We start from the raw sequence: 26,831 nt of genomic DNA on the forward strand, positions 1-26,831 counted from the left end.
AATTAAAAATTTATTATCACTTAATTGTTTTCAAAAATTCCAACCAGGCGATCTGATCGGTTTTAAATGTCAGATCTTCTATGGAAAGTGTATGTAACGGGACCCATCGGAAAGATTGACGCTTATTATCTTCAACTTTCTGATCCAGATCAAAATCAAATGCTTTAGTAGTCGTTCTGATCTGGATGGCTGATGTATTTTTGACCTGATAGTAAATTGATATGATCTGACTGTCATTAAAGCTTGATTTTTCATAAAAATCAGTGGTATAGATGTGCTTAACAACAGCGATGTCAAATGCACATTCTTCTTGATATTCTCTAATTAAAGCCTCCAATAGACCTTCGCCGTACTCTAGCCCTCCACCAGGGAACTTGGTAAATGAAACATTTTCCGTTCTTTCATCACTGATCAGCACTTCCTCTTTCTCGTTGATCAATATCCCGTATACTCTTACGTTAAATGGAAACATTATTTTATTCTATATTTATATAATCAAATTTTTTCTTCTATAATGGCATGAAACCATTTTCAACCGCAAACTCATCCAACCCGATATAGGAATAATGCCTTGGCAAAAACCAGCCTATTGCTTCCATGATATTCGTAAATTCTTTCTCTGTTCTAAACTGATTGGCCACGATATTAAATACTAGATCTTGAGAGGCTTTTTCTTCGTCTTTATAATTACGCGCGATAAGCATAATTTTGGCATTCTTGACGCCATAATAATCTAAAAACTCACGAAGCTGTGTGCGTACATGATGCGGTAGGATCGTTTCGGACGGTTGGCCAACTAAGATTTCTTCATCTTTACCGATCGTGGTTTGCTCATTTTTTTGCGAAAAAATACTCTGGTCTGTATAAAACTCCTCATTCAGGAAATAATTTACCAAATCGCCATAGGTAAAAATCCAGTCAGGATTCTCATTTTGTGTATTAATGGCAATACCAAAGCCTTTTGGTAGTACAAAATCCTTTAAACGGTTTTTGATGACAAAGGCCTGAAAATTCTGATCTTTGGGGACACTTTCCAACTGGAAATAAGGAAATCCATCCGGACCGATAACTACTTCGGTTTCGGCGAGTTTCAATGTACACTCTGCGATGTTATTTAAGAAGGTATCACGCCATAATTCATCCCGCTCCGCAAAAGGAACCTCCATCAGATTATTAATGATGATGGTTTTTTCCAGATCCCCTAAGCGATTGTCGTTCGCATTGTTACTATCGTCAAATAAATGTATTGTACTCATCTTGGACTGTGATTTTGTTAATTGCAGGTAAAAGTAAAAGAATAATTATAATTTAACGACGTTTTCTTGATTTTGATTGTCCTTTTCGGCTATTGTTTTGGCTACTGGATAGCATTTTCTCCCAACTCAGTAAAAATGGATGTTGATCGTCAATCTGGATCTGTTTATTTAATGATAACTGTAATTTGATCCACTTCTGGTTGTCTTCGGCGTCGCAGAGTGTAATGGCTGTACCGTCAGCCTGAGAGCGGCCTGTTCTTCCGATGCGATGTGTATATACCTCGGGGGAGTCCGGTACTTCATAGTTTATGATAGCTTCCAAATCGGGGAAATCTATTCCTCTTGCCAACAAATCCGTCGCAATCAATACCCTGTTTTCTTTATTTCTAAATTTGGATACAATGTCCTCGCGTTGCTGTTGCGTCTTATCACCGTATAGTGCTAGTGCCGAAATGCCATTTCGATGAAGATCTGCTTCAATCCGTTCAACAGCATGTACTGTCCGTGTGAAAATAAGGGCTTGCGATTTAATTTTGTTTTCAAGAAGGTAGCGGACTAGATTTTTCTTGTCGTTTTTATCCACATACAACACATACTCGCTTATTTTTCCTTTTTTTAGATGATCTTCTACTGCGACTACTATTGGATTTTTGAGCCTCTTTTGAATGATCCTATTCATTTCTGCGGTGCGTGTAGCCGATACGAAAATAGACTGTCTTTCGGTTGGAAGCGCCTGCATAATTTTATTGATTTCTTGTGCAAAACCGAGATCGAGCAATTGATCAAATTCATCAATGACTAAGATGTTTATCACTTTCAGATCGATGACCTGTTGCTCTAAGAAGTCGAGTAATCTGCCTGGCGTAGCCAGGATCAGCTGAGCGCTAGGGTAGGCCGCGAGCTGGCTTTCGTAAGTTCCGCCACCATAAAAGCAGGCAACATCGAGACCCGTACCCTCAACCAATTTAGCGATTCTATCTTTCGTTTGGATACAGAGTTCGCGTGTTGGAAGCAGAATAAGTACGGAGGGATGTTCTCTTTCCTCCATTTCTAATAAATGTTGCACAATCGGGATGGTGAAAGCTTCGGTTTTTCCTGTTCCGGTAGGGGCAATCGCCAGACAATCTTTGCCAGCTAGTATAGCAGGGATAGCCTGTTCCTGGACGGCTGTCAGTACCGAAAGCTTTTGTTTTTCAATATTGGAAAAAAGGAGCTTATTGAGTTGTAGTGTCGAAAAATTCACAGTAAAAAAGTTAAAATTAAAAAGAAGATCTATCTCAATCCTGAGCATCGTGTCTTAGGAGATCAGAGAGCTATGGATTTCTGATCCCCTCCGCTAGCGTTTAATCCCTATCTATAATAATTAAAAATCTGCAAAAATTAGGAATTTTTCTCAAAAAGTACTAATTTGAGAAATTAGAATATTCTATCTTAAATACGAACTATTGATTGTTAAATTATTTGACAAACACCAATTATATAGAATAATATTTTTGTTAAATTTGTTGAAACAAAAAAGAATATGTTTGATACTGCATTTGACCAAAACAATGAATCTATTTCCACTTTGAGCTTTGACGAGTTCAAAAAGATTATTGTGAATGATTATCGAACCGCCTTGGAAAGTCGTTACGTAAGTTTATTGGGACGTAAGGAAGTGCTTACAGGTAAGGCGAAGTTTGGTATTTTTGGCGATGGAAAAGAGCTGGCACAAATTGCGATGGCTAAGGTCTTCAGAAATGGCGATTGGCGATCGGGATATTACCGTGACCAGACGTTTATATTTGCTTCCGGCATCAGTGATATCTATCGTTTTTTCTCCCAATTATATGCACATCCAGATGTCGAGGCTGATCCTTCTTCTGCCGGCCGGCAAATGAACTGTCATTTTTCTACACGGGTGCTGGATGATCAGGGTAATTGGCTTGATCAAACGGTACAGAAGAATTCCTTTTCGGATATATCTACTACAGGTGGGCAGATGGCAAGAATTTTGGGTTTAGGATTAGCATCTAAATTATATAAACAAAATAGAAATTTGGATTATTTGTCCTATTTCTCGAATAAGGGAAATGAGGTTACCTTCTGCACAATCGGGAACGCCGCAACTTCAGAAGGTGTGTTTTTTGAAGTTATCAATGCTGTCGGAGTACATCAGGTTCCTGCGGTTATTTCTATTTGGGATGATGGTTATGGAATTTCGGTGTCGAATGAGACCCAGACTACAAAAGGTGATATTTCTGAAATACTCAAGGGTTTCCAAAAAGAGGAGTTGACAAACGGAATTGAAATTTTTAAAGTCAGAGGTTGGGATTATGCAGGCTTGTGTGAAACATACGAACAGGCCGCAAATATAGCAAGAGAAAAGCATATCCCATGTCTGATCCATGTGACCGAATTGACACAACCACAAGGGCATTCGTCTTCGGGATCCCACGAACGTTATAAATCTCAGGAACGCTTGCAGTGGGAAACGGATTTCGACTGTATCGCGAAAATGAAGGAGTGGATACAAAGCTCGGGTATCGCTACAGATGAAGAGCTGGACCAGTTGGATCGTGATGCCAAGGATTTTGTCCGACAGGAACAAAAAAGGGCTTGGACTGATTATATCAGAACGTTGACGCTTGAAGCAAAAGAAGCCATTGATTTATTGTCACGAATTCCAAATGAAAAAGCGGACTTCGCAGCAAAAAAACTGCAATCGATGGTAGAACCTTCGTTGAAAGAGGTGTATGGACAGGTCCGGAAGATCTTGCATGAGCTAAAGGGAAAACAGACAGAAGGTCGTCAGGAATTGTTGAATTGGTATAAAGTTAAGCAGGAGATTAACGAGAAACGGTACAATTCGAAATTATTTACTGATGGTGTCGATTCTCCCTTCAATGTCCCTGCAGTAGCAGCGATTTATAATGAAGATTCTAAAATCGTGGATGGTAGGGAAGTGTTGAATCTTTGTTTTGAAGAAAATTTTCAACGTGATGAACGTTTATTGGCATTCGGGGAAGATGTGGGGAAAATAGGGGATGTCAACCAAGGATTTGCAGGTCTACAGGATAAACTTGGCACACATCGTGTATTTGATACCGGAATCCGTGAAAATTCAATTATCGGAAAAGGGATCGGATTGGCAATCCGTGGGTTAAAACCAATTGCTGAAATTCAATACTTAGATTATCTGATCTACGGAATCACGGTTGCCAGTGATGATTTAGCCAGCTTAAGTTACCGTACTTTCGGAGGACAAAAAGCACCGGTCATTATCCGTACCCGCGGACACCGTCTGGAGGGTGTATGGCATTCGGGATCACCGATGTCTGTGATATTGGGCTCCTTAAGAGGATTGCATGTCTGTGTACCTCGTAATATGACACAAGCTGCTGGAATGTATAATACGCTTTTCCGCTCTGATGAACCGGCTATTGTTGTTGAATGTTTGAATGGATATCGCCTCAAAGAACGTTTGCCAGAAAATGTTGGTGAATTTACAGTGCCAATAGGTTATGCTGAGCGCATTAAAGAAGGACAAGATATTACGGTAGTCTCCTATGGCTCAACGTTACGCGTTGTCGAAGAAGCTGCTGTAGAATTGGAACGTTTGGGGATATTTATCGAGATTATCGATGCCCAGACCTTGTTGCCGTTTGACAAAGGACAATTATGTGCGGAGTCTCTGAAAAAAACAAATAAGTTATTGGTTGTGGATGAGGATGTACCCGGAGGTGCTGCCGCATTTATACTACAAGAAATACTTGAAAATCAAAATGGTTATTATTTGCTTGATAGCCAGCCTCGAACACTGACAGCAAAAGCGCACCGACCTCCCTATGGTTCGGATGGTGACTATTTCTCGAAACCATCTTCGGATGATGTTGTGGAAACTGTGTATGCGATCATGCATGAGGCTAATCCAGAAAAATATCCATCTATGTTTGAATAAATGGATATTTCTTTGGATCTGTTACTATTTTAATTATGCTATTCAAAGAGCTTCTTGTAAGAAACTCTTTGAATAGCATTCATTTTTAGGGGAAATGCTATTTTGTGTTTTAAGTCCTTGGACTAACTGAAAATACTTGCGGCGCCGATCATGGCTGCCTTCTCACCCAATATAGCTGTATGAATGGTGAATTTATTGAATTCTTCCCGATCTGCAATAAAGATAGGAAGCGCTCTCGCAATATTACCACCAATAATAAAGAGATTAGTCTGATATTTTTCTTCAAAAAACTGCATAAAATCAAATAGATGTGTTGCGTATTCATCTTTGATTGTTGCGAATGCAGCAGTTTCTCTATGATTGTCTAAAATTTCTTTTAAACCAGTGACATCTTTCCCAGTGAGCTCTTTGAACCGTTTGACAAACCATCTTGTTACAAGATATTCTTCAAAGATACTTTCCTGATAAGGTGTATTCCACAGGTCTGCATCGAAGGCCTTCTCACCCTTATTCCATACCGCAGAACCTAAACCTGTCCCCAAAGTAATCCCGAGTATTCTCGGATTGGTCTGAAGGTTTTGTACAAATATCTCCCCCTGTAGGAAAGCCGCTGCATCATTGATAAAGTGAATAGCAGTAGAAGGTAAACCCAACTCTGCAGATAAAAGGCTTTTAATGTCTTGATCGTACAAGTTGTCGTACTTGCTTTGTCCTAACATTTTAGAGATACCATTTTCATAGTCAAAAGGACCCGGCATTGCTATGCCAAGGAATTGAATAGCAGTGGGTGAGGTAGCAATACTATCCTGTATTGTGGAAGCCCAGGTGTGTAAAATCGTTTTAGCATCTCCTTGAGAAAAAACGTGGTTTCTGACCACGTTCTCTAAATGTATATTCCATTGTTTGGTGTCAATGATACAGGCAGAAATATGAGTGCCTCCAATGTCAACACCTACGACATAATTATCTTGCAGCATGTTTGTAACTTTGATTTTTAAGTAGATGATCCGCAATCACAAGTGCCGCCATGGCTTCTACAATAATTACCGCTCTCGAAACAACACAAGGATCATGTCTTCCCTTACCACTTGCGATGGCCGGGTTGCCATGGATGTCGACTGTTTCTTGATCTCTCATGATGGTGGCAACAGGCTTAAATGCTACTTTAAAAGTAATATCCATACCGTTTGATATGCCGCCCTGTATTCCTCCAGAGAAATTGGTATGTGTATGCACTTGATTTAAATCATGGTCATCTGCTACAAATATATCATTATGTTCGGAACCTCGCAACTCTGAACCTGCAAAACCTGATCCATATTCAAATCCGTGTACGGCATTGATGCTCATCATCGCTTTTGCGAGGTCAGCATGGAGTTTGTCAAATACGGGTTCTCCAAGTCCAACGGGAACATGTCTTACCACCGCCGAAATGCGTCCACCTACTGTATCACCTGCTTTTCTTACTGAATCTATAAATTCGACCATTTCATTGGCTGTGGCCGGATCAGCACAGCGTGCAATATTAGATTCCCGAAGCTCAAGAAGGGCCTTAAGATCTTTGGTATCCAAATTGGGCGCTTCGATCGTCCCCACACCCGAAACATGCGCGAAGATTTCGATGCCAAATTGTTGTAAAAAGCTCTTTGCAACAGCACCTGCAGCAACACGGGCGGCTGTTTCACGGGCCGAAGAACGGCCACCGCCACGGTAGTCTCGGATACCATATTTCATCTGATAGGTGAAGTCCGCGTGGGAAGGTCTGAAGATATCTTTAATGTGGGTATAGTCCTTAGAACGTTGATCTTCATTTGGTATTACAATGGCAATCGGAGTTCCGGTCGACTTCCCTTCGAATACGCCCGATAATATCTGAGCGGTATCACTTTCTTTTCGTTGTGTGGTAATTCTGGACTGTCCCGGTTTCCGTTTATCTAGTTCAGACTGTATAAACTCTTCGTCTATCGTTATATTTGAGGGGCAACCATCAATAATTACACCGATCGCTTTTCCGTGTGATTCGCCAAAAGTGCTGATTCTGAATAAATCGCCAAATGAGTTTCCTGCCATAAGAATTAAATTTCAATAAACTTAGATAAATTTGCCTTTAAATGCAATGAAAACACTACTGCAAAACCTGACTTTATCAATTTTGATTATTTTCAATCATGACTGCGTCTGTCTGTGGGTCGTATTTCTTTCGTTGCCATTAAAGCTATTAATAGCGTGTATATAGGTTGTAAAATCCGGGAGCATATATCTCCCGGATTTTTAAATATTAGTCAATGATAAAAGATTGAGCCTGCAGATGTTTCCAGAAATCAGGATACGATTTTTCTACAACCATTGGCTCCGCAATCTTGATCTGGTCAAATACCAATGCAAGGGGCGCAAACGCCATTGCCATACGGTGGTCCTCATAAGTGTCAAAGGTCACCTCTTTTGGCTGGAATACCAGTGCTGTTTTAAGATGATAGGTTTCATTGTCTGCTATCAATTCAGCGCCAAATTTTGCTATTTCAGTCTGGAGAGCTGCGATTCGGTCCGTTTCTTTGATCTTTAATGTCTCAAGACCTGTAAATGAAACATCACGACCTAAAGCTGCAGCGACAACGACAACAGTCTGCGCGAGATCGGGGCATTCTTTGAAATCAAATACTATTTTTTCCGAATCTATTCCCGTTTTATGAAGGTGCAAGCCATCGGCTTCAAAACTGGATTGCACGCCAAAATGGGTCATGATATCGACAATTGCAATATCTCCTTGCAAACTGTCTTTTTTAAGCCCTGGTAAGACAATAGATGCTTCGTCTTCTGCCAGCGCTACAATAGCGTACCAGTAAGAAGCTGCGCTCCAATCTGGCTCCACATAAATCGTGCTTTTTGAAAAAGTCTGTGGGGCAATATGTATTTCATTCGCTGTCCACTCATGCTGTATGCCTACGCTTTTTAGCATATCGAGGGTCATGGATACATAGGGTCTGGAAGTCAGTTCGCCCTCGATTTCCAATGTAAGTCCCTTTTTCAATGCGGGAGCAATTAATAGTAGCGCAGAGATGTATTGGCTACTGATGTTGCCTTTTATCCGAACACGGTTCTTTCCTTGAAATAAGCCGCCTTCTATTTTTAGGGGCGGATAGCCGGCTTTTTTTTCATAATGAATGTCAGCGCCGATTGTCTTCATGGCGTCAACCAATATACCTATTGGCCGTTGTTGCATGCGTTCGGTCCCTGTAAGGATAAAGTTTCCTTGAACAAGGTTTAGGTAGGCCGTTAAAAAGCGCATTGCTGTACCAGCCGGACCGATGTCAATCGTGTTGTATCCAGGTTGAGGGTCTGATGCGATCTGCAATACACGGTTTAGCGTAACCGTATCGGCAGCCTCGGAAAGATTCGCTATATCAACCTGCCCCTTGCTCAACGAGTGAATAATAAGAGCACGGTTGCTCTCGGATTTTGATCCTGTCAATTGAACCGTGCCTTTTATTTTTTTTGATGGGTGCGTCAGCTTGATGACTTGTTGATTCATTATGCTTCTGCTGTAGGTTGTTCCTGTGAATTCATTACCGCGTTTTGCTTACGGATAGATTCGTTGTGAATTAATTCTAGGAATTTTGTTGCAAACTCACTGCCCAAAGAAAGTGCTTCAGCAAGTTTTGTACGTTTTTGGACAATCTCATCCCAACGGTTTACCTGTAAGATCGTCACATTGTTATCACGTTTGTATTCACCGATTTTCTCTGCAATTTTCATACGCTCGCCGATTTTTTGGATAATTAAATCATCCAATTTATCAATGTTACTACGTAATTCGGCTAATTTATCCTCGAATGAAGGGTTGTCAGAATCAGCTTTACGTAATGTTAAATGATTAATCAACTCTGCTAGGGCTGCTGGCGTAACTTGTTGTTTGGCATCAGTCCATGCAACAGAAGGATCAATATGTGATTCGATGATCAAACCTTGCATATCCATATCCATTGCTTTTTGTGCGATGTACGGTAACAATTCGCGGTTACCACAAATGTGGCTAGGGTCGTTGATGATCGGCAAATTAGGACAAGCAGTTTTTAACTGGATGGCTAAATCCCACATCGGCTCATTGCGGAATGCTGTTTTCTCGTAAGAAGAGAATCCGCGGTGAATAGCACCTAATTTTTTGATGCCCGCACGGTTGATACGCTCCAAAGCACCGATCCATAACGATAAATCCGGGTTAACAGGGTTTTTTACGAAAACTGGTACATCTACCCCCTGTAGTGCATCAGCAATTTCTTGTACCGTGAATGGGTTTGCAGTTGAACGTGCACCTACCCAAAGTACATCAACACCAGCTGCTAAAGCTTCTTCAACGTGTTTTGCTGTCGCAACTTCTGTAGCTGTTAATAAACCAGTCTCTTCTTTCGCTCTCTTCAACCACTCCAAACCAATGGAACCGATACCTTCAAATTCACCTGGACGAGTACGTGGTTTCCAGATTCCTGCACGTAAGATATTTACTTTTCCAGTGTTCGCCAATAGATGCGCTGTAGATACCAATTGCTCTTCTGTCTCTGCACTACAAGGGCCTGCGATAATTAAAGGTTTGTCTCCAGTATCCAACCATGATTTCAAAGGAGTGATTTCTAATGTATTTTTCATCGGAATAAATTTTTAAAGGTATTTGAGTCTGTTAAGCTGTTATGCTTGTTTTGTAAGTCTTTATAGCTCCAACAGATTCAGGGTAAGTTGATTGTTTTATAATTATTAAATTGTTGATTATAGTTTCTCGTTTTTGATGTATTCGCCCATAATATTGAAATTGATACTATGTTTGAGTACTTTTCGGATCGCAGCTTCATAGTCTGATTGTTTTTTCCATTCAACATCAACGAAAAAGTCATATTCGTTGCGTTTTCCGATAACAGGCATAGACTGAATCTTGCTCAGGTTGATATTTTGCTCAGCAAAACACTGTAAGATTGTCGCTAAGGAACCAACCGTATTCCCTGTTTGGAACGATAAAGATGCTTTATTGGCATTTTTGTGTTCAACCACCTCATTCGAAAGAACCAGAAAACGTGTTGCGTTCTTTTTATTGGTTTCGATTCTTTTCTCTAAAATCTCAAGCCCATAAATTTCAGCGGCTAAGGTACCTGCAATAGCAGCTGTATCGGTTAATTTCCGTTCAGCGATCATTTTTGCAGTAGCTGCCGTATCGGATCCTTCGGTAATACGTACACCTTCCAGCTCTGAAAGAAATTCTTCGCATTGACGGATTGCGATCGGATGTGATTCGATGTGTTTGATGTCTTTCAATTTAACACCGGGCAATACCATCAGATTCTGTTGAATGTTGAGATAGACTTCACCAGTGATATGAAATTTATAATCCCGAAGCAGATTGTAGTTTGGTAGCAGGCTACCCGCAATTGAATTTTCAATCGCCATAACAATGTAATCTACTTTTCTTTGCTTAAGCAATTCACAGGTTTTTTTGAATGAATCGCATTCAACAATCTCGACCTCGCGTCCAAAATATTTAAATGCTGCTTCCTCGTGAAATGAAGCTTTTGCTCCTTGTATCGCAATTTTTAAACTCATTTTTTTTGTTGCTATTTTGCCCTTAAACAAGAAAGAGTCCCGATGATCTAAACCGGGACTCTTTCTTGTTATATTCTAATGTATACACAATCTAATCCCGGCCCTTATTTTTAAAATAAAAGAAGTTAAAATAGAAATATGTATATGATCTGTTCATCCTTGTGTTGTTTGACATTTCAAATGTACGAATGTTTTTGAAATATCAAAGAAAAAATAATTTTTTTCATATAAAATATATCATTTATGGGTGTGTTTTTGGTTGTTTTTTACTGCTTTTTTTTTATTAAAAATAAACGTTTTTTTTAGATTTATTGAAGTGTTTTGTTTTTGTAATTTCCTTTTATATAGTGATTTATTGTTTTTGTTGTCTTTTTTATGTCTATTTTTTTAATGATTTTTTAACATAAAAAACATATTAAAAATAGCTATTTTTTAAGGTGTTTTTTTATTAAAAATAGTGTTTTTTTTGTTGAAATATGTTGTGTTTTATACGCTGTTTGCTGAGAAAGTATTTTATTAACTTTGCGCAAATTTGATTTTTATGCTAAAGCGATTTAATTTTTTGGTGAGTACCATTATCATCTGTTTCTTGTTTTTAGGTTTTTCTTATAAAGGGGAGGAACGGTATGTAAAAGTACGGCGAGTAATCGACGGAGATACATTTGTAATTGAAAATGGTAGTAAAAAAGGCGAGCGGGTACGGTTGATTGGGATTGATGCTCCCGAAACAAGGAGAACAGCGCGAAAAGAGATTGGCTACTATGGCGTGGAGGCAAAAGAGCATCTTCAAGCTATGTTGACTGGAAAAAATGTAAAGCTGGTATTTGATGTCGGTAAAAAGGATCGTTATGGAAGACTTCTCGCTTATGTGTATCTTAGGGAGAAATTTGTAAATGCGGAGTTGGTCGAACAAGGATATGCTGTGACTTACACCCTGACACCGAATGTTCAGTATGCTGATTTTTTTGTGAAATTAGAACGACAGGCACGTCAGGCTAAGCGTGGGCTTTGGAAGTAATTTGTGGGTTTTGGAAATAATTTAGTAACAGAATAATGATTTTTGTCCTCATAAGTGTTATTTGCAGCGTAACTGTAGCCGTATTATTAAAATTGGCAAAACAGTATGGCGTAGAAACAAAACAAGTGATCGTCTGGAATTATCCTATGGCGGTTGCTTTGACCTACTTTATATTACGGCCCGAAATAAAGGAAATTAGCTGGACGGCCTTACCCTTCCCGCTGTACACAGCACTGGCTGTACTATTACCGGGGATGTTTGTATTTATTGCGTTATCTATCCGTTATAGTGGTTTGGTAAAAACGGAGGTGGCCCAGCGACTGTCTTTATTTATTCCGTTACTGGCAGCGTTTTTTTTATTCCACGAAAAGCTACAGGGAAATAAACTGTTAGGAATAGGGGTAGGTTTATTGGCGATAATATGTTCCATCGGTTGGCGAAAATCTCTTCCCACAATAACGCAGTCAAATACAGGGTATAAAAATAGTCTTTACCCATTGCTTGTTTTTATTGGTATGGGGATTATTGATATTCTTTTTAAGCAGGTGGCATTGCATGTGACGATACCTTATGTCAGTTCGATGTTTATTATCTTTGTTATGGCCATTCTGATTGCCTTTGGTTTGTTAGGCTATTTTATTTTTGTGGAAAAGCAGACCTTTTCACCTAGAGCGGTCGTCTATGGCCTGATTTTAGGCGCTTTCAATTTTTGTAATATATTATTTTATATGAAAGCTCATCGGGCATTACCGGAGAATCCTTCCATCGTATTTACTGGAATGAATATTGGCGTTATCTCGCTGGGTGCTTTGGTGGGTGTATTATTTTTTAAAGAAAGACTCTCATGGTTGAATTACCTGGGGATAGTTCTTTCCATTGTTTCAGTTTTAATTATCGCATATTAGTGAGTTTATTTGAAGATACTTATCGAACGATCGATGCAAACTATGAGGGAATTTTTAGAGATAAAGGAAGCAAATTTATTGCCTACGCATTCCCTTTTAAATCTGAGGAGAAATTGAAAGATGTTTTACAGGAGGTGAAATCCCTACATCCGAAAGCAAGACACCACTGTTGGGCTTATCGGCTGACTCCGGATCGTAATGTATTTCGCATAAACGATGATGGTGAACCCTCTGGCACCGCGGGGCGTCCTATTTTAAATGCTTTGCTCTCAGCAGATATTACAAATATAATCGTCGTTGTCGTCCGTTATTTCGGTGGAACATTGTTGGGCGTACCAGGCTTGATTAATGCTTATAAATCGGCTACGCAGGATGCCTTGGATCAAGCTCAGATAATCGAACTAACAGTTAATGATAGTTATGGGCTAACCTTTGATTATCTAAATATGAATGATGTTATGCGTATTATTAAGGAAGAAGGACTGGAAATCGAAAAGCAGGAATTTGACAATAATTGCTATCTGGAATTTGAGGTACGCAAAATGCAGGTAAACCGTGTCGTGGAGCGTTTTTCGAAAATTGAAGGTTGTCAATTGAATTATTTAAGAACGATATGATAAACAATTCAGAACTCATTTTAAATTCAGATGGAAGTATTTACCATTTGAATTTAATGCCAGAAGATTTATCCCATACGATCATTACAGTTGGAGATCCAGACCGTGTGACCAAGGTGTCGAAATATTTTGACCGTATCGAACTCAAAAAGGGAAAGCGTGAGTTTATCACCCATACAGGATATATTGGGACTAAACGGCTGAGCGTGATCTCTACAGGGATAGGTACAGACAATATTGATATTGTATTGAATGAATTGGATGCGTTGGTGAATATTGATTTTCAGCATAAGGTTGTGAAAAGCGAGCTGACCTCTTTGGATATCGTTCGTATCGGTACTTCTGGTGCTGTACAGACGGATGTTGAAATGGGAAGTATACTGGCTTCGCAATATGGGGTTGGTTTTGATGCGTTGATGCAATTCTACCAAAAGCCTTACGATGAGATTGAACTGAATATCCAGCAGGCTTTAATTCGATATTTTCCACAATTGAGTTTAAAGCCTTATGTAGCAAGGGCCGGAGAGCGTTTATTGGATCGAATTGCTTTTGATCTACCAAAAGGGATGACATTGACAGCACCAGGATTCTATGCACCACAAGGGCGTTGTCTGCGGTCAGATAATGCGATCCCGGATCTGATTTCTTTGGTAAATTCATTTCGGCATAACGATTTCCGTTTGACCAATCTGGAAATGGAAACTGCTGGTATCTATGCGCTGGCGAACATGTTCGGTCATCAGGCTTTATCCATTAATGCCATTTTAGCAAGTAGGGTAGCGGGAGAATTTTCCGCAAATCCTGAAGCGGTAGTGGAAAAGGCTATTCAACTGGTACTGGAAAGGATTTAGAAAAATCTCTCCCAGTACCAAATGCAACTTATACGACTCCTTTTCTATTGGAGTCAAATTTGAGCATGATAAAGAGCAGTATCGTGAAGCTCCAGAGTGAAGAGCCCCCATAGCTGACAAAAGGCAATGGAATCCCAATGACAGGGATGATTCCTATGGTCATTCCGATATTGATAAACAAGTGAAAAAATAGGATAGAGGCCACGCCGTAGGCATATATTCGGGCAAAAGCCGAACGCTGTCGTTCTGCAATATGGATGATGCGCAAGAGCAGTGTGAGATAGATAGCAATTAATGTTACCGAACCTACAAAGCCCCATTCTTCCCCTACGGTACAGAAGATAAAGTCAGTGCTTTGTTCGGGAACAAAGTTATATTTGGTCTGCGTTCCCTGTAAATAGCCTTTTCCCCAAAATTGGCCTGATCCAATGGCAATTTTGGACTGGTTCAAATTATAACCCTTTCCTTTGAGGTCTTCTGTTTTGCCCAAAATGATATCGATTCGGTCACGCTGATGCGGTTGTAATACATGGTCGTAAACCAGATCGACACATAATATAAATGCAGTGCAGGCTGCAAAAAGGATACTGAGATTAATAATATATTTCCTCTTTTTTCGAAAACTCCACATAAAAAATCCAATAATAGCCGCCAGGACTAAAATAAGAATCCATGGATTGAATAGCAGTGCTAAAACAAAAAGCAAGATGCACAGGCCACCAAAGATCAGTAATTCATTGTTCACATAACCCTCGCGGTAAAAAACGAAAATTAAGGAGAAGAAAGCCAATGCAGAACCGGTGTCGGGCTGTAGCATAACCAAGAATACCGGAAATAGTACAATACCTGCACCCATAGCCAGTGTTTGCATAGTGGGGGCTTTATTGCTCTGGGCACTTAAAAAATTGGCCAGCAACAAACAAGTGGAGAGTTTGGCAAACTCGGACGGTTGCAGCCGGAAGAATCCCAAATCAATCCAGGCCTGATTCCCGCCGACATTTCGGCCCACAACCAAAACAATGACAAGGAGTATGGCTGTTATACCATAAAATATGGGTGAGGCCGAACTGAAAAATTTGGCATCGATAATCAAGATGGATATGCCGAGGATAATCGCTGATATCAGATAGAGTGACTGCTTTCCATAGTTGGTTCCTAAAGTGAAAAAACCAGGCATTTCCGGATTAAATACAGCCGCACGAATATTAAATAGACCGATCAGACAGAGTGAAAGCCAGAGTATGATTGTTAACCAATCTATTTTTCCAAAGAAACTATTTTTTTGATTATTCATATCTTCTTTTTACCTCACTATGGTGAACAATTGTTTCTTTTGGTTTTACCAATGCAGCTAATTGTCGTTTTGATTTAACAGTATCTGTTTTTGATTTGATCGAATCCGCTTTCTTGGCATCTTTACTTTTGGGATCTATTACCTTCTTTGGTGCAGGAAGAAAATTTGCTTTATAGATTCGATCCTGAATATATTTTGGTGCCGTAATGGTATCCTTCAGGTATTTTTCAACCATCATACTGGCTATCGGGCCAGCCCAAGTTCCGCCATAGCCAGCATTTTCGACAAATACTGCAATGGCAATTTTCGGATTTTCACGTGGTGCAAATGCAAAAAATACCGCGTGATTTTCTCCATGTGGATTTTGTGCCGTCCCTGTTTTTCCACACATTTCAATACCCGGGATACGATTCGACCAGGCTGTACCTTCAGGTGTGTTTACTGCGTCGCTCATCCCCTGGATGACTACTGGATAATATTTTTCATCTACCCCAGCACTGATCTTTTCTGTAAATTCCTTTTTAGCGATTTTTTGCGCGCCTATACCCTTGATGAGATGCGGTCTATAGTAAAAACCTTTATTGGCTACAATAGCCATGATATTGGCCATTTGTAACGGTGTTATACCCATCTCTCCCTGACCAATTGAGAGGGAGATATTGAAACTTGAACGCCATTTGTCATTGCCATATCGTTTTGTATAAAACTCAGATGTGGGCAATAATCCCGGTTTTTCTCCTGGTAGATCTATTCCCAATTTGTGTCCGATTCCAAACTGCGTGACTGCATTTCGCCAGAGGTCGTAAGCTTTCGGGCCGGAAAGACCACGGCCATCGATCATCTTTGCATAAGTAAACCCATAGTATGTGTTACAGGAAACTGCGACAGAACGTTGTAAGGTCGTTGATCCATGATAGTGGGTACAGCCCATCCAGCCACGTCCACCACCATAGCTATAACCGTGCGGACAGAAAAATACCGTATTGCGGTCGATTACTCCAGCTTGCTGTGCTGTCAGGGCTGAAACAACCTTAAAAACGGATCCCGGAGGATACGAGGCTTGAATAGGACGATTAAAAAGGGGCTTGGTTTCGTCATTCAATAATTTCATGTAATTATTGCCAACTTGACGACCTACCATCAGATTGGGGTTATAACTCGGGCTACTTACATAGGCCAAGATTTCCCCCGTTGCAGGTTCAATGGCAACAATAGAGCCGAGCTTATTTTTCATTAAGCTTTCACCTAATATTTGAAGATCCTTATCTAAGGAAGAAACTAATCCTTCACCGGCAACGGCCAAGGTATCGTATTTCCCCTCCATAAATATTCCCTTGGGACGATTCAGCGCATCCACCATCAAATTGTTGACTCCTCTTTTACCGCGAATCAGATCTTCGTAGGAGCGTTCAACACCACTTCTTCCAATATAGTCACCACTTCGGTAAAACCCGTTGGATCGTTCAATATCTTTATCGTTTACCTCACTGACATAGCCCAAAAATTGAGCAGCAATACTATCGGGATAACTTCTGATGGTTCTCTTTTGAACATAAAATCCACGAAACTGATATTGATATTCTTGATATTGTGCCCAAGTCCGGACGGATAGTTGTTTTTCAAAAATTGATGCCCTGTATGGGGAATGGGCACGAGCCTTATCCATCCGTTTAATAAAGCCTTCTTTGTCAATATCAATTAATTTACAAAATAAAGCAGTGTCAATCTCCTTGACCTCGCGAGGCGTAACCATCAGGTCGTACACAGGTTCATTTTGTACCAATACTTTTCCTTTGCGATCTAAAATAATACCCCTTGCAGGGTAAACGATGACCTTTCGCATGACATTGCTATTGGCTGAATGTATATAGGAATCGTCGATGATCTGTAAATAAAATAGGCGGGCAACCAAAGTCAGCGCGATGGCAACAAAGATTCCGGAAACGACGTACTTGCGAGCAAAAAAACTATTCATAGAAATAAATTTCTATTCACCGATCTACTACAATCGATCTTTCTTTTTGTAGAATAATATGCTAAATAACAGCATGATAATTACTGTAAAGATACAACTTAAAACAATACTGAGCAGTGTGTATTGAATATGTTGGAAAGAGAAAGATTCCAGTAGATACAGGAATGTATGATGAATCAATGTACCAAAAAAGATATAGGAGAAAAACCATCTCACATTCATCAACCCCAACATTGGTGTAAGAAATGAGTCCCGTTCCTCTACTTCAAGAGTGATCTTCATAAAGAAAATTCGGAATGCAGCCAAAGCCACACATGCGGCGGTGTTGACCCCCAATGTATCGTAAAAGGAATCAACTGTCAAGCCTGTTAGAAAAGCAATCAGGTAAACCAGAAAATTGGGTGTTCCGGTCGGCAGCAAAAAGATAAATAAAATATAAGGAAACGCTGCAACCAAGTTATAATAGCCAATATTTTGGAACAAAAATACCTGCATTCCAATCAAGACTATAAATCGAATAAAATTAAATATTAAAATCCTAGCCATTGTCTTTAGTCGATTCCTCCAATGTTTTTAATTCATTATTTAATAAATCCTTTACTACATATACATGTTGTAAATTAGAGAAATTGGTGCTTAAAAGAATGCGAAGATCCAGGAATGCATCTCCAGACGAAATACCGGTTTGAATAACTGTTCCCACAAAAATACCTTTTGGAAAATGCCCCGAATACCCTGAAGTATAGACTTTGTCGCCTTTGTTTACTTTGATATGATTTGGAATCTCCTTAACCGTCGCTGCGCGATAATCGATATTGTTACCCCATACTAAGGAACCAAAGATCTCACTACGGCCCAAGGTAACCGATATACGGGTATCAGGGTGTAATAATGATTGTACAGTGGAAAAATTAGGCGAAACATTTAACACAATACCAACGACTCCGTTTGGAGCAATGACACCCATCCCTTTTTCAATACCATCTTTACTACCTCTATCCAACGTGATTGTATTCGCTTTTTGATGGATACTGTTGTTGATTACATTTGCAATAATAAATTGGTAACGCCCAAATTCACTGCTATCCATGACCGGTACTGGTCCGATTTTAATACTATCCGTTGATTTATAGGCTTGAAGGTCTTTCCGTAACTGGGCGTTTTCTTTAGCTAAAGCATCATTTGTCTCACCTAGATGTAAGTAGCTTTTCCACGAGTTTACCTTTGCATAAAGGTTGCCAATTACACTGTTGGACGAATTTAACACCGAGTTGCGTTGAAACGAATTGTTGGTAATAATCAAAAATAATGAGAATCCAAAAAATAGGATAAACCAAAAGAATGCATTATATCGTCTCAGGAATAACCAAAGGTTTCTCATTTTTTATCGTGGGTATTTAATAAGCAAGCGATATAATAATTTTGCATATTATATCGCTCTTTAATAAAATCTTGTTAATTATCGAACGCTAATTATTGCATCAAGAATTTGAATCGACCAATATTTTTAAGCGCAATACCGGTACCTCTCACAACAGCACGAAGAGGATCTTCGGCAATGTGTACAGGAAGTTTTGTTTTCGCTTGAATACGACGGTCTAAACCGCGTAATAATGCACCACCACCAGTCAGATAGATACCAGTTTGATAGATATCGGCAGACAACTCGGGTGGAGTAATTTCAAGCGCTTTTAAAATGGCCTCTTCGATTTTTGAAATTGATTTATCTAAACAATGGGCAATTTCTGTGTAAGAAACGGTAATCTGTTTAGGGACACCAGTCATGAGGTCACGACCTTGAACTGCAAAATCTGCAGGCGGTTCCTGTAATTCAGGAAGTGCCGCACCAACTTCAATTTTAATCTTTTCCGCAGTACGCTCACCGATCATGATATTATGTTGTCTACGGATGTATTGAACAATATCTGAATCAAAGTTGTCACCCGCTACACGGATAGACTGATCACATACGATACCAGATAATGCGATGACGGCAATTTCTGTTGTACCACCACCAATATCTATAATCATGTTACCCATTGGTTCTTCTACATCGATACCGATACCTACGGCAGCTGCCATCGGCTCGTGGATCAGATAAACTTCTTTGGCACCTGCAATTTCTGCAGAATCGCGTACAGCTCTCTTCTCTACTTCGGTGATACCTGATGGAATACAGACTACCATTCGCAAGGATGGAAAAAACCAACTCTTACCATTGTTGACCAATTTCACCATCCCTCTGATCAGATGTTCAGCGGCTGTAAAATCAGCAATTACTCCATCACGTAAAGGTCGTACCGTTTTTATATTGTCGTGTGTTTTACCTTCCATTTGCATGGCCTGTCGACCGATGGCAATCACTTTGTTTGTGGTGCGGTCAAATGCAACAATAGAAGGCTCATCCACTACTACTTTGTCATTATGAATTATCAGGGTGTTCGCAGTACCCAAGTCAATCGCAACTTCTTGCGTAAACCAATTAAATAAGCCCATTTGCTAATCCTTAAGCTATATTAAAATAATATGCAAACCTACACAAAAAAAATTAATCTTTTTGAGGTTCTACATCAAAAAAAACTATATTCTGCAAGTAAATTCTATCTGGAAAAAACTGTCTTTAAATTTAACGAATATAATCTACAATTGTTACGTCTAACAATAACTTATTTTTTATTGGAAGCAATAGTAAGCAGGAATTAAAATGTGTTTTTGAATTCTTTGCTATGCGTATGATCACTGAAATTCTCAGGATAGTAGCTTTGACAACTATATTGGGAGTGCCTGCCAAATTTTAATATCAGATATTTTTTTTGTCAGCTTTCGATCGTTTTTAGTTGCCGTGGAAAAAAAAAGAATGCTATTATTTTCATTAAATAATAGCATTCTTTTTTTTGCAGAAAAAACAGTGTTACCCTGTCTTTTACAATTCTTTACTTATCGACTTTTATTGTATCGTTTTCGCTTGTTCTTCTGGCGTAGGTTCATCATACTTATGGAAGATTAAGCGGACACCACTGTTTTTCGTGAAAAACTTCACGGTCCAGTTTACAAATGTGATCAACTTATTTCTAAAACCATAAATGGACATTAAGTGGACAAACATCCATGTCATCCATCCGAAGAAACCACTGAAGTGAATTTTGCCCATATCAACAACAGCTTTGTTACGCCCTACTGTAGCCATTGAACCCTTGTCAAAATAGCTGAATTTTTCGGTAGGTTGATTAGACATCGTCTGAAGGATGTGTTTAGCTACATATCCACCCTGTTGTTGTGCTACGGGAGCTACACCCGGTAAACCACGAGGTAGCTCGTCTGTAATAAATGCAGACACGTCACCAATGGCATAAACACCCGGCATGTCAATGACACGACATTGATCGTCTGTCTGTATACGGTTACCACGTTGGATAACTTCTTTTTTGAATCCATCCGGATATTGACCCGCAACACCCGCACCCCAGATGACTGTTTTTGTTTCGATGCTTCTGCCATCTGCGAAGGTAATGGAGTTACCATCGTATCCGGTTACCTGTACATTCAATAGTACTTCAACACCTAAATCCTTTAAATATTTCTCGGAATTTTTTGATGCTTTCTCCGATAGATTAGCCAACACTTTTGGTAGGCCTTCCACCAGGTAAACAGACATCTCTGATTTCTTTAATTCAGGATAGTCTTTTTCCAGTACATTATTCTTGATTTCTGCAATAGCTCCAGAAAGCTCTACCCCAGTAGGGCCACCACCAACGATCACAAAGTTCAAATTGGGCTTACGATCTTCAGGATTAGGGATCATTACTGCTTCTTCAAGATTTTGAAGAACATAACTACGTATATTAAGTGCCTCCTGGATGTTTTTCATTGGCAAGGCATATTTTGTAATCTGCTGATTGCCGAAAAAATTTGTCGTTGCACCGGTGGCAACAACCAAATAATCGTAGTCAAAATCTCCAATATCGGTTTTAACAATTTTAGCCTCGTTATCGATGCTTTTTACGTCGGCAAGTCTAAAATGGAAGTTCTCCTGATTTTTGAACATTTTACGGACAGGGAAGGAAATTGAGTCCGCCGAAAGTGTACCAGTAGCAACTTGGTACATTAATGGTTGAAAGGTATGAAAGTTGTTTCTATCTAATAAGAGAACTTCAACTTCCTTATTTTTAAGCTTTTTAGCAACTTCAATTCCTCCAAATCCAGCACCAATAATGATTACTCTTGGGAATTTTCTATTTGAACTATTGCTTGGCATATTTTTAATAGTTTGTTGTAAAAATTCGTACAATCGAATTAAGCTGCAAATATCTTAAATTTTGAACCAAAAAACTAAAAAATATTTATTTATTATGGCAATACGTTGTGAAATTTATCGTTACAAGGTCAATTCTTTTAATAAAATATTTTGTAGTGTTTTGGTTTTAAGTATTTTATGCTTCAGAAAGCTGCTAAAAAAAAACTTGCATAGATAACAGAGCAATTGTGTATTTTGTACACAATGACTCTGTTACTGCAAAGAACCTTTCAGCTTGATTTTCATACCATTGTTATTATTATGAAGGTGAAGTTGACAGGCGAGTCGACTTTGTCTATCTGCGTCAGGCAAGGTGTCTAGCATATCGAGCTCCTGATCGCTAGCTTCTGGAAGATTATCCAGTCCTTCAAGGACTTCAACATGGCATGTAGCGCATAGTGCCATACCTCCGCATGTAGCCAATATATCGTATGCTGAGGCTTTTAAAATTTCCATCAGCGAAAGATTGATATCCGTAGGTATCTCGATTGTATTTTCCGAACCATCGCGATCGACGACAGTTACTTGTATCAAATTGTCTTCCATGGTTAAAAAGTATTGATACCGTTCACGGTTGTATATTTAAATGTTAACTTTTGATCCGGGTAAACAAATTTGAATGCACTTTGACACATCAGAGCAGCTTCATGATAGCCACAGAGGATCAGCTTTAGTTTGCCGGGATAGGTATTAATATCGCCAATGGCATAAATACGTTCGACATTGGTCGAATAATCGAAGGTATTGACTTCAATTGCATTTTTATCAATATTTAATCCCCAGCCAGCGATTGGACCCAGCTTAGGGGTCAAGCCATATAAGGGAATAAAATAATCCGCTTCGACCGCAATCGTTTCTTTATCTTTATTTATCGTTTCAACTGATGTAAGCGTACCATTTCCGTGTATATTACTCAGATTATGGGACAAAAGTAAATTGATTTTGCCCTGCTGGGCCAATTTAAAGACTTTTTCCGCCGAATCGGGGGCACCCCGAAAAGAATCACTGCGATGAATGAGTGTGACCTGCTGGGCAATATCAGCTAAATGGTAAGTCCAATCCAGCGCGGAGTCCCCCCCGCCAGCAATCACAATCCGTTTGTCCGCATATTTGGCAGGATCTTTTACCATATAATCCACCCCTTTACCTTCAAAGAGATGCAGATTTTGAATCTCAGGTTTTCGGGGTTCGAAGCAGCCGAGTCCACCGGCAATAACGATAACCTGTGCATGAACTTTTGTTTCATCACTTGTTGCGATGATAAAAGAACCATCATCCTGTTTTTCGATCTGTTCTACACGTTCCCCAAGTGTAAAAGTGGGCGCAAAAGGTTTTATCTGCTCAAGTTGATTATCGATAAGCTCCTGAGCTGTGATGCTTGGGTAGCCCGGTATATCATAGATTGGTTTGTGCGGATATATTTCGGATAATTGTCCGCCAACTTGAGGTAAAACATCAATCAAATGGCATCTCATTTTTAGAAGTCCAGCTTCAAAAACAGCAAACAATCCTACTGGTCCAGCACCGATGATACAAATATCAGTATTTATCATAGCTATTATACATTTAAATTGTTGTAAATTGTATTTAATATTCTTGTAAAATCCTCGAAATCTTTTTCCGTTAATTTCTCCCAGGCTTTCATACGGATCTCTGCAACGATAGGTGATAGGGATGCCACCTTAAGTTTCCCTTCTTCCGTCAAATGTAGATAAAGACTCCGTCGGTCTGTCTCGTCGATAACGCGCTCGGCCAAACCTTTCTTCAATAAAATATCCACGATACGGGTCAATGTAGGTTGGTCCTTGCCACATCGTTTGGCTAATTCTTTCTGCGATAGCTGGTCAGTTTCATATAGTGCTTTTAAGACAGCCCATTGATCCACTGTAATGTCAAATCCCTTTTCCGTAAAGGACGATTGCGCAAATTGTTTCACCTTCTTGGCCGTTTGATCCAAGATGAAAGAATAACGGTCGAATTTTTCGTTTAGCATACAAATATTTAGTACAACAAATATATCTAAAATTATTTAGTACAACAAGTAATTTGAATGCAATAAAAAAGGGCGTTCAAATTTTGAACGCCCTCTTATGATATTTTAAATCTTATTATGGTCTTACTACTTCAGCCTTTTTTGCTGTATTACCTTCAGCTAAGTGCTTTCCTTTACGTAGGTCGTATACAGAAGGCGCTGCCAGGATAATGGAAGAATAAGTACCTACAATAACACCGATTAAGATCGCGAAAGAGAATCCACGGATAACCTCACCACCAAAGATGAACAAGACGGCAAGAACGAAAATGATCGTCAATGAAGTAATGATTGTTCTACTCAATGTCGAGTTGATCGCATGATTTACAACCTCGCCAAGATCTTCGTTATGTGCATTAGGTTTTGATACGAACTCTCTCAAGCGGTCAAATACAACCACGGTATCATTCACCGAGTATGCGATTACCGTTAAGATGGCTGCCACAAAATGTTGGTCAATATCCAATGAGAATGGTACAATACCATCTAATATGGAGAATAAACCTAATAGAATAATTGCATCGTGGATAGTTGCAATCGCTGCACCCACAGAGTACTCCCATTTGCGGAAACGGATTAGGATATAAGCCGCCACGATAATAATGGAGAATATTGCCGAGCTAGTTGCTCTTGACTTGATGTCTGATGCAATACTAGGTCCTACTTTTTGTGAGGACAGAATCTCATGCTTGTTGGAAGCATCTACCTTGGATAGTCCTTGGTTTAATTTATCCAGTACTTCTTTATCGGCAGCATCAGAAGTTTCTTCAATATGATACGTTGTTGTCACACGAAGTTGGTTTGATGCACCAAATACTTTTACTTCAGTTGTTTTTTGGAAAATATCGTCCAAACTGGTACGAACAGCTTCCGGATCAACTGATTTATCGTAACGAACCGTATAGGTACGTCCACCTTGGAAATCTACACCTAAACTGAAACCTTTTGTGAAAATTGAAGCTGCAGAAATTAAAACCGCTACAACAGAGATTGCATAGAATACTTTACGTTTTTGAACGAATTTGAAGTTTGCATTATGCAAGGTGTTTGCAGACCAAGGGAAAGATACTTTAATTTTAATATCTTTTTCCAACATCCATTCAAAAATAACACGTGTTACAAGTATTGCAGTAAACAATGATGTGATAATACCAACCATCAATGTTGTTGCGAAACCTAAAATTGGACCACTACCAAATAAGAATAAGATGATACCGATTAAGAATGTCGTAATCTGTGAATCTAAGATAGATGGTAAAGCATGTTTATATCCATCAGCAACTGCTTGACGAATTGATTTTCCTAAGCCCAATTCCTCACGGATACGTTCATAGATCAGTACGTTAGCATCGACAGCAGTACCCATTGTCAATACGATACCGGCAATACCAGGTAAAGTCAGTACAGCATTGAGCGATGCTAATACACCCATGATAATGAATACGTTCAACAATACAGCAATGTTAGCCACAATACCTGCAGTGTTGTAGTATGCAATCATGAAGATCATGACAACGATAATACCGATTACCGCTGAATTGATACCTGCATCAATAGCAGCTTGTCCCAAAGTAGGACCAACAACTGCTTCTTCAACGATTTTAGCTGTAGTCGGAAGACGACCAGCTTTCAATACGTTTGCTAAATCTTTTGTATCCTCTACAGTAAACGAACCTGAAATTGATGAACTACCATTTGGAATTTCACCATTAACAGAAGGAGCGGAATAAACTACATTATCTAAGACGATAGCGATAGCATCTCTATTTTGAGCCGCTTTTGCTGTGATTTTCTTCCACTCACGTGCACCTTCATTATTCATTTGCATACCAACAACAGGTTGGTTTTTCTCATCAAAATTAGCATTTGCATCAGTGATGACGTCACCAGTCAATACAGCACCATTTTCTGCTCCTACTGCTTTGATGGCATATAGGGAAAGTTGCTCTGGTGTTTTCTGCTCTGGTTTTACAGCCCATAAAAGCTTTAAGTTGCCTGGAAGAATTGATTTTACTTCTGGGCGTTGCAAATAAGCGTTTACTTTAGCGGTATCTTTCAATGAAGCAATACCGACCATAGCGCCAGGCATAAGTGACATTTGTTGGTTTTCGCCCATGTAAACCGCTGGGCGTAATACTTCAAATAATGGGTTTTTCTGACCTAGATTAAGCGCCGCACTATCCTTTTTAGCTTTGCTGTCTTTTTGACCACCGGTTAAGTTGGACAATAAATCGTCTGACTTTTTCGTTGTGTCAGCGGCGGCATTATTTGTCGCAGTCGGCGCAGCTTTTAAAGTAGTAGCTAATGTTCTGTCAATATTTTCTAATAAAGGGTAAACTTCTTGATTGGTGTAGGTCTCATAAAACTCTAATTTCGCTGAACCTTGAAGTAGGTTACGAACACGGCTTTCGTCTTTTACACCTGGTAATTCCACTAAGATACGGTTTGTACCTTGTTGAATCTGGATGTTTGGTGAAGCAACACCGAACTTATCAATACGTGTACGGAGTACTTTGTACGAATTTTGAATGGCGTTGTCAGCTTCTTTTTGAAGGAACGATTCAACTTTTGAATCAGAATCACCTGGTTTAATTAAAGAAGCGTTGTCTTTTGTAGAAAAGAATGTCGAAAGTGGGGTAGAAGCTCCTATGGATTTATATTCTTCCATAAATAAAGCGACAACCGTTTTTTGACTGGTTTTGCTTTTTGCTACCGCTTGTTCCAACGCTTTGTTGAATTTCTCATCTTTTGGATTGTTGGCCAGATTACGGATCAACTCATCCAATGAGATCTCCATGGTAACGTTCATACCACCTTTCAAATCCAATCCTAAAGCCAGTTCATTTGCTTTTGCTTCCCTATAGGTGTATTTCGCAAAACCTAAATTGTACACTACTTCACCTGCCATAGAGTCTAGATAGCTCTTTTCTTTTGCCAAATCTCCTTTGGCAAAATTCTCAGCATCTTGCTCCACCTTGCGGGTCACCCAAGTAAATGATAGGGAGTATAGACACGCTAATGACACCACTATCACTAAAAGTTTAATCAGCCCTTTACCTTGCATCG

23 protein-coding genes are annotated in these 26,831 nt (G+C 39.5%); 5 read left to right on the plus strand and 18 right to left on the minus strand.

Features of this window, described 5'->3' with window-relative positions:
* Positions 1-16: 16 nt before the first annotated feature.
* Genes LC454_RS25160 through LC454_RS25170 form a run of 3 tightly spaced genes read right to left on the minus strand, consistent with a single transcriptional unit; the run spans position 17 to position 2,499 of the window.
* Positions 17-472: an NUDIX domain-containing protein gene (locus LC454_RS25160; protein WP_223585190.1), complete on the minus strand. Its 456-nt coding sequence runs from the start codon at positions 470-472 to the stop codon at positions 17-19.
* 37 nt (positions 473-509) lie between these two features.
* Positions 510-1,256, minus strand: coding sequence for a hypothetical protein (locus LC454_RS25165; protein WP_223585191.1), 747 nt, complete (start codon positions 1,254-1,256; stop codon positions 510-512).
* 52 nt (positions 1,257-1,308) lie between these two features.
* On the minus strand, positions 1,309-2,499 hold the full coding sequence (locus tag LC454_RS25170) for a DEAD/DEAH box helicase (RefSeq protein WP_223585192.1): 1,191 nt from the start codon (positions 2,497-2,499) through the stop codon (positions 1,309-1,311).
* Positions 2,500-2,778: 279 nt separating this feature from the next.
* Here LC454_RS25170 and LC454_RS25175 point away from each other — a divergent pair, with 279 nt between their 5' ends.
* Positions 2,779-5,196 carry a thiamine pyrophosphate-dependent enzyme gene (locus LC454_RS25175; RefSeq protein ID WP_223585193.1) on the plus strand — a complete coding sequence of 806 codons (2,418 nt, stop codon included), beginning with the start codon at positions 2,779-2,781 and terminating at the stop codon, positions 5,194-5,196.
* Positions 5,197-5,318: 122 nt separating this feature from the next.
* On the opposite strand, the gene LC454_RS25180 is transcribed toward LC454_RS25175, so the two are convergent.
* The 5 genes from LC454_RS25180 to LC454_RS25200 all read right to left on the minus strand — a co-directional run bounded on the left by LC454_RS25180 (position 5,319) and on the right by LC454_RS25200 (position 10,779).
* Positions 5,319-6,173 (minus strand): ROK family protein, encoded by an 855-nt coding sequence (locus tag LC454_RS25180; RefSeq protein WP_223585194.1) that lies wholly within the window; start codon positions 6,171-6,173, stop codon positions 5,319-5,321.
* Positions 6,160-7,266 (minus strand): chorismate synthase, encoded by a 1,107-nt coding sequence (gene aroC, locus LC454_RS25185; protein WP_223585195.1) that lies wholly within the window; start codon positions 7,264-7,266, stop codon positions 6,160-6,162. Before aroC ends, LC454_RS25180 begins: the two co-directional genes overlap by 14 nt.
* A 208-nt stretch (positions 7,267-7,474) precedes the next feature.
* A complete protein-coding gene (aroA, locus tag LC454_RS25190) occupies positions 7,475-8,725 on the minus strand; it encodes a 3-phosphoshikimate 1-carboxyvinyltransferase (RefSeq protein ID WP_223585196.1) in 1,251 nt (416 codons plus the stop codon).
* A complete protein-coding gene (locus LC454_RS25195; protein WP_108636939.1) occupies positions 8,725-9,837 on the minus strand; it encodes a chorismate mutase in 1,113 nt (370 codons plus the stop codon). The genes aroA and LC454_RS25195 overlap by 1 nt, the downstream gene beginning before the upstream one ends.
* Positions 9,838-9,954: 117 nt before the next feature.
* On the minus strand, positions 9,955-10,779 hold the full coding sequence (locus LC454_RS25200) for a prephenate dehydratase (RefSeq protein ID WP_077437425.1): 825 nt from the start codon (positions 10,777-10,779) through the stop codon (positions 9,955-9,957).
* A gap of 541 nt (positions 10,780-11,320) precedes the next feature.
* On the opposite strand from LC454_RS25200, the gene LC454_RS25205 reads away from it, so the two are divergent.
* The 4 genes from LC454_RS25205 to LC454_RS25220 all read left to right on the plus strand — a co-directional run bounded on the left by LC454_RS25205 (position 11,321) and on the right by LC454_RS25220 (position 14,170).
* Positions 11,321-11,797, plus strand: a complete 477-nt coding sequence (locus LC454_RS25205) for a thermonuclease family protein (protein WP_223585197.1) — start codon at positions 11,321-11,323, stop codon at positions 11,795-11,797.
* 92 nt (positions 11,798-11,889) lie between these two features.
* Positions 11,890-12,702 (plus strand): EamA/RhaT family transporter, encoded by an 813-nt coding sequence (locus LC454_RS25210; protein ID WP_410528672.1) that lies wholly within the window; start codon positions 11,890-11,892, stop codon positions 12,700-12,702.
* On the plus strand, positions 12,702-13,319 hold the full coding sequence (locus LC454_RS25215) for an IMPACT family protein (RefSeq protein ID WP_223585199.1): 618 nt from the start codon (positions 12,702-12,704) through the stop codon (positions 13,317-13,319). Before LC454_RS25210 ends, LC454_RS25215 begins: the two co-directional genes overlap by 1 nt.
* Positions 13,316-14,170, plus strand: a complete 855-nt coding sequence (locus LC454_RS25220) for a nucleoside phosphorylase (RefSeq protein ID WP_223585200.1) — start codon at positions 13,316-13,318, stop codon at positions 14,168-14,170. Before LC454_RS25215 ends, LC454_RS25220 begins: the two co-directional genes overlap by 4 nt.
* A 28-nt stretch (positions 14,171-14,198) precedes the next feature.
* On the opposite strand, the gene rodA is transcribed toward LC454_RS25220, so the two are convergent.
* The 10 genes from rodA to secDF all read right to left on the minus strand — a co-directional run bounded on the left by rodA (position 14,199) and on the right by secDF (position 26,829).
* Positions 14,199-15,464, minus strand: a complete 1,266-nt coding sequence (gene rodA, locus LC454_RS25225; RefSeq protein WP_223585201.1) for a rod shape-determining protein RodA — start codon at positions 15,462-15,464, stop codon at positions 14,199-14,201.
* Positions 15,457-17,439, minus strand: a complete 1,983-nt coding sequence (gene mrdA / locus LC454_RS25230; RefSeq protein WP_223585202.1) for a penicillin-binding protein 2 — start codon at positions 17,437-17,439, stop codon at positions 15,457-15,459. Before mrdA ends, rodA begins: the two co-directional genes overlap by 8 nt.
* A 27-nt stretch (positions 17,440-17,466) precedes the next feature.
* Positions 17,467-17,934 carry a rod shape-determining protein MreD gene (locus tag LC454_RS25235; protein ID WP_223585203.1) on the minus strand — a complete coding sequence of 156 codons (468 nt, stop codon included), beginning with the start codon at positions 17,932-17,934 and terminating at the stop codon, positions 17,467-17,469.
* A 43-nt stretch (positions 17,935-17,977) separates the two neighbouring features.
* The gene (gene mreC, locus LC454_RS25240; protein WP_223585204.1) at positions 17,978-18,820 is read right to left on the minus strand and encodes a rod shape-determining protein MreC; all 843 of its coding nucleotides are present in this window, start codon (positions 18,818-18,820) and stop codon (positions 17,978-17,980) included.
* Positions 18,821-18,912: 92 nt separating this feature from the next.
* Entirely contained in the window at positions 18,913-19,935 is a 1,023-nt protein-coding gene (locus LC454_RS25245; protein WP_028071379.1) for a rod shape-determining protein, read from the minus strand.
* Positions 19,936-20,386: 451 nt separating this feature from the next.
* Entirely contained in the window at positions 20,387-21,694 is a 1,308-nt protein-coding gene (locus LC454_RS25250; RefSeq protein WP_223585205.1) for an NAD(P)/FAD-dependent oxidoreductase, read from the minus strand.
* A 252-nt stretch (positions 21,695-21,946) separates the two neighbouring features.
* The gene (locus tag LC454_RS25255; protein WP_223585206.1) at positions 21,947-22,279 is read right to left on the minus strand and encodes a 2Fe-2S iron-sulfur cluster-binding protein; all 333 of its coding nucleotides are present in this window, start codon (positions 22,277-22,279) and stop codon (positions 21,947-21,949) included.
* 2 nt (positions 22,280-22,281) lie between these two features.
* Positions 22,282-23,286, minus strand: coding sequence for an NAD(P)/FAD-dependent oxidoreductase (locus LC454_RS25260; RefSeq protein ID WP_223585207.1), 1,005 nt, complete (start codon positions 23,284-23,286; stop codon positions 22,282-22,284).
* A 5-nt stretch (positions 23,287-23,291) separates the two neighbouring features.
* The gene (locus LC454_RS25265) at positions 23,292-23,726 is read right to left on the minus strand and encodes a MarR family winged helix-turn-helix transcriptional regulator (protein WP_223585208.1); all 435 of its coding nucleotides are present in this window, start codon (positions 23,724-23,726) and stop codon (positions 23,292-23,294) included.
* Between the two features lie 115 nt (positions 23,727-23,841).
* A complete protein-coding gene (secDF, locus tag LC454_RS25270) occupies positions 23,842-26,829 on the minus strand; it encodes a protein translocase subunit SecDF (protein WP_223585209.1) in 2,988 nt (995 codons plus the stop codon).
* Positions 26,830-26,831: the final 2 nt, after the last annotated feature.

The organism is Sphingobacterium sp. GVS05A (assembly GCF_019969845.1).
Lineage (GTDB): Bacteria > Bacteroidota > Bacteroidia > Sphingobacteriales > Sphingobacteriaceae > Sphingobacterium.

Bases quoted from the DNA above. Each gene is read 5' to 3' on its own strand.
- LC454_RS25180 (WP_223585194.1), bottom strand. From the start codon at position 6,173: ATGCTGCAAGATAATTATGTCGTAGGTGTTGACATTGGAGGCACTCAT.
- LC454_RS25255 (WP_223585206.1), bottom strand. From the start codon at position 22,279: ATGGAAGACAATTTGATACAAGTAACTGTCGTCGATCGCGATGGTTCG.
- LC454_RS25200 (WP_077437425.1), bottom strand. From the start codon at position 10,779: ATGAGTTTAAAAATTGCGATACAAGGAGCAAAAGCTTCATTTCACGAG.
- secDF (WP_223585209.1), bottom strand. From the start codon at position 26,829: ATGCAAGGTAAAGGGCTGATTAAACTTTTAGTGATAGTGGTGTCATTA.
- LC454_RS25245 (WP_028071379.1), bottom strand. From the start codon at position 19,935: ATGGGCTTATTTAATTGGTTTACGCAAGAAGTTGCGATTGACTTGGGT.
- LC454_RS25160 (WP_223585190.1), bottom strand. From the start codon at position 472: ATGTTTCCATTTAACGTAAGAGTATACGGGATATTGATCAACGAGAAA.
- LC454_RS25250 (WP_223585205.1), bottom strand. From the start codon at position 21,694: ATGCCAAGCAATAGTTCAAATAGAAAATTCCCAAGAGTAATCATTATT.
- LC454_RS25265 (WP_223585208.1), bottom strand. From the start codon at position 23,726: ATGCTAAACGAAAAATTCGACCGTTATTCTTTCATCTTGGATCAAACG.
- rodA (WP_223585201.1), bottom strand. From the start codon at position 15,464: ATGAATAATCAAAAAAATAGTTTCTTTGGAAAAATAGATTGGTTAACA.
- LC454_RS25220 (WP_223585200.1), top strand. From the start codon at position 13,316: ATGATAAACAATTCAGAACTCATTTTAAATTCAGATGGAAGTATTTAC.
- aroC (WP_223585195.1), bottom strand. From the start codon at position 7,266: ATGGCAGGAAACTCATTTGGCGATTTATTCAGAATCAGCACTTTTGGC.
- LC454_RS25260 (WP_223585207.1), bottom strand. From the start codon at position 23,286: ATGATAAATACTGATATTTGTATCATCGGTGCTGGACCAGTAGGATTG.
- LC454_RS25165 (WP_223585191.1), bottom strand. From the start codon at position 1,256: ATGAGTACAATACATTTATTTGACGATAGTAACAATGCGAACGACAAT.
- aroA (WP_223585196.1), bottom strand. From the start codon at position 8,725: ATGAATCAACAAGTCATCAAGCTGACGCACCCATCAAAAAAAATAAAA.
- LC454_RS25175 (WP_223585193.1), top strand. From the start codon at position 2,779: ATGTTTGATACTGCATTTGACCAAAACAATGAATCTATTTCCACTTTG.
- LC454_RS25205 (WP_223585197.1), top strand. From the start codon at position 11,321: ATGCTAAAGCGATTTAATTTTTTGGTGAGTACCATTATCATCTGTTTC.
- LC454_RS25195 (WP_108636939.1), bottom strand. From the start codon at position 9,837: ATGAAAAATACATTAGAAATCACTCCTTTGAAATCATGGTTGGATACT.
- mrdA (WP_223585202.1), bottom strand. From the start codon at position 17,439: ATGAATAGTTTTTTTGCTCGCAAGTACGTCGTTTCCGGAATCTTTGTT.
- mreC (WP_223585204.1), bottom strand. From the start codon at position 18,820: ATGAGAAACCTTTGGTTATTCCTGAGACGATATAATGCATTCTTTTGG.
- LC454_RS25235 (WP_223585203.1), bottom strand. From the start codon at position 17,934: ATGCAGGTATTTTTGTTCCAAAATATTGGCTATTATAACTTGGTTGCA.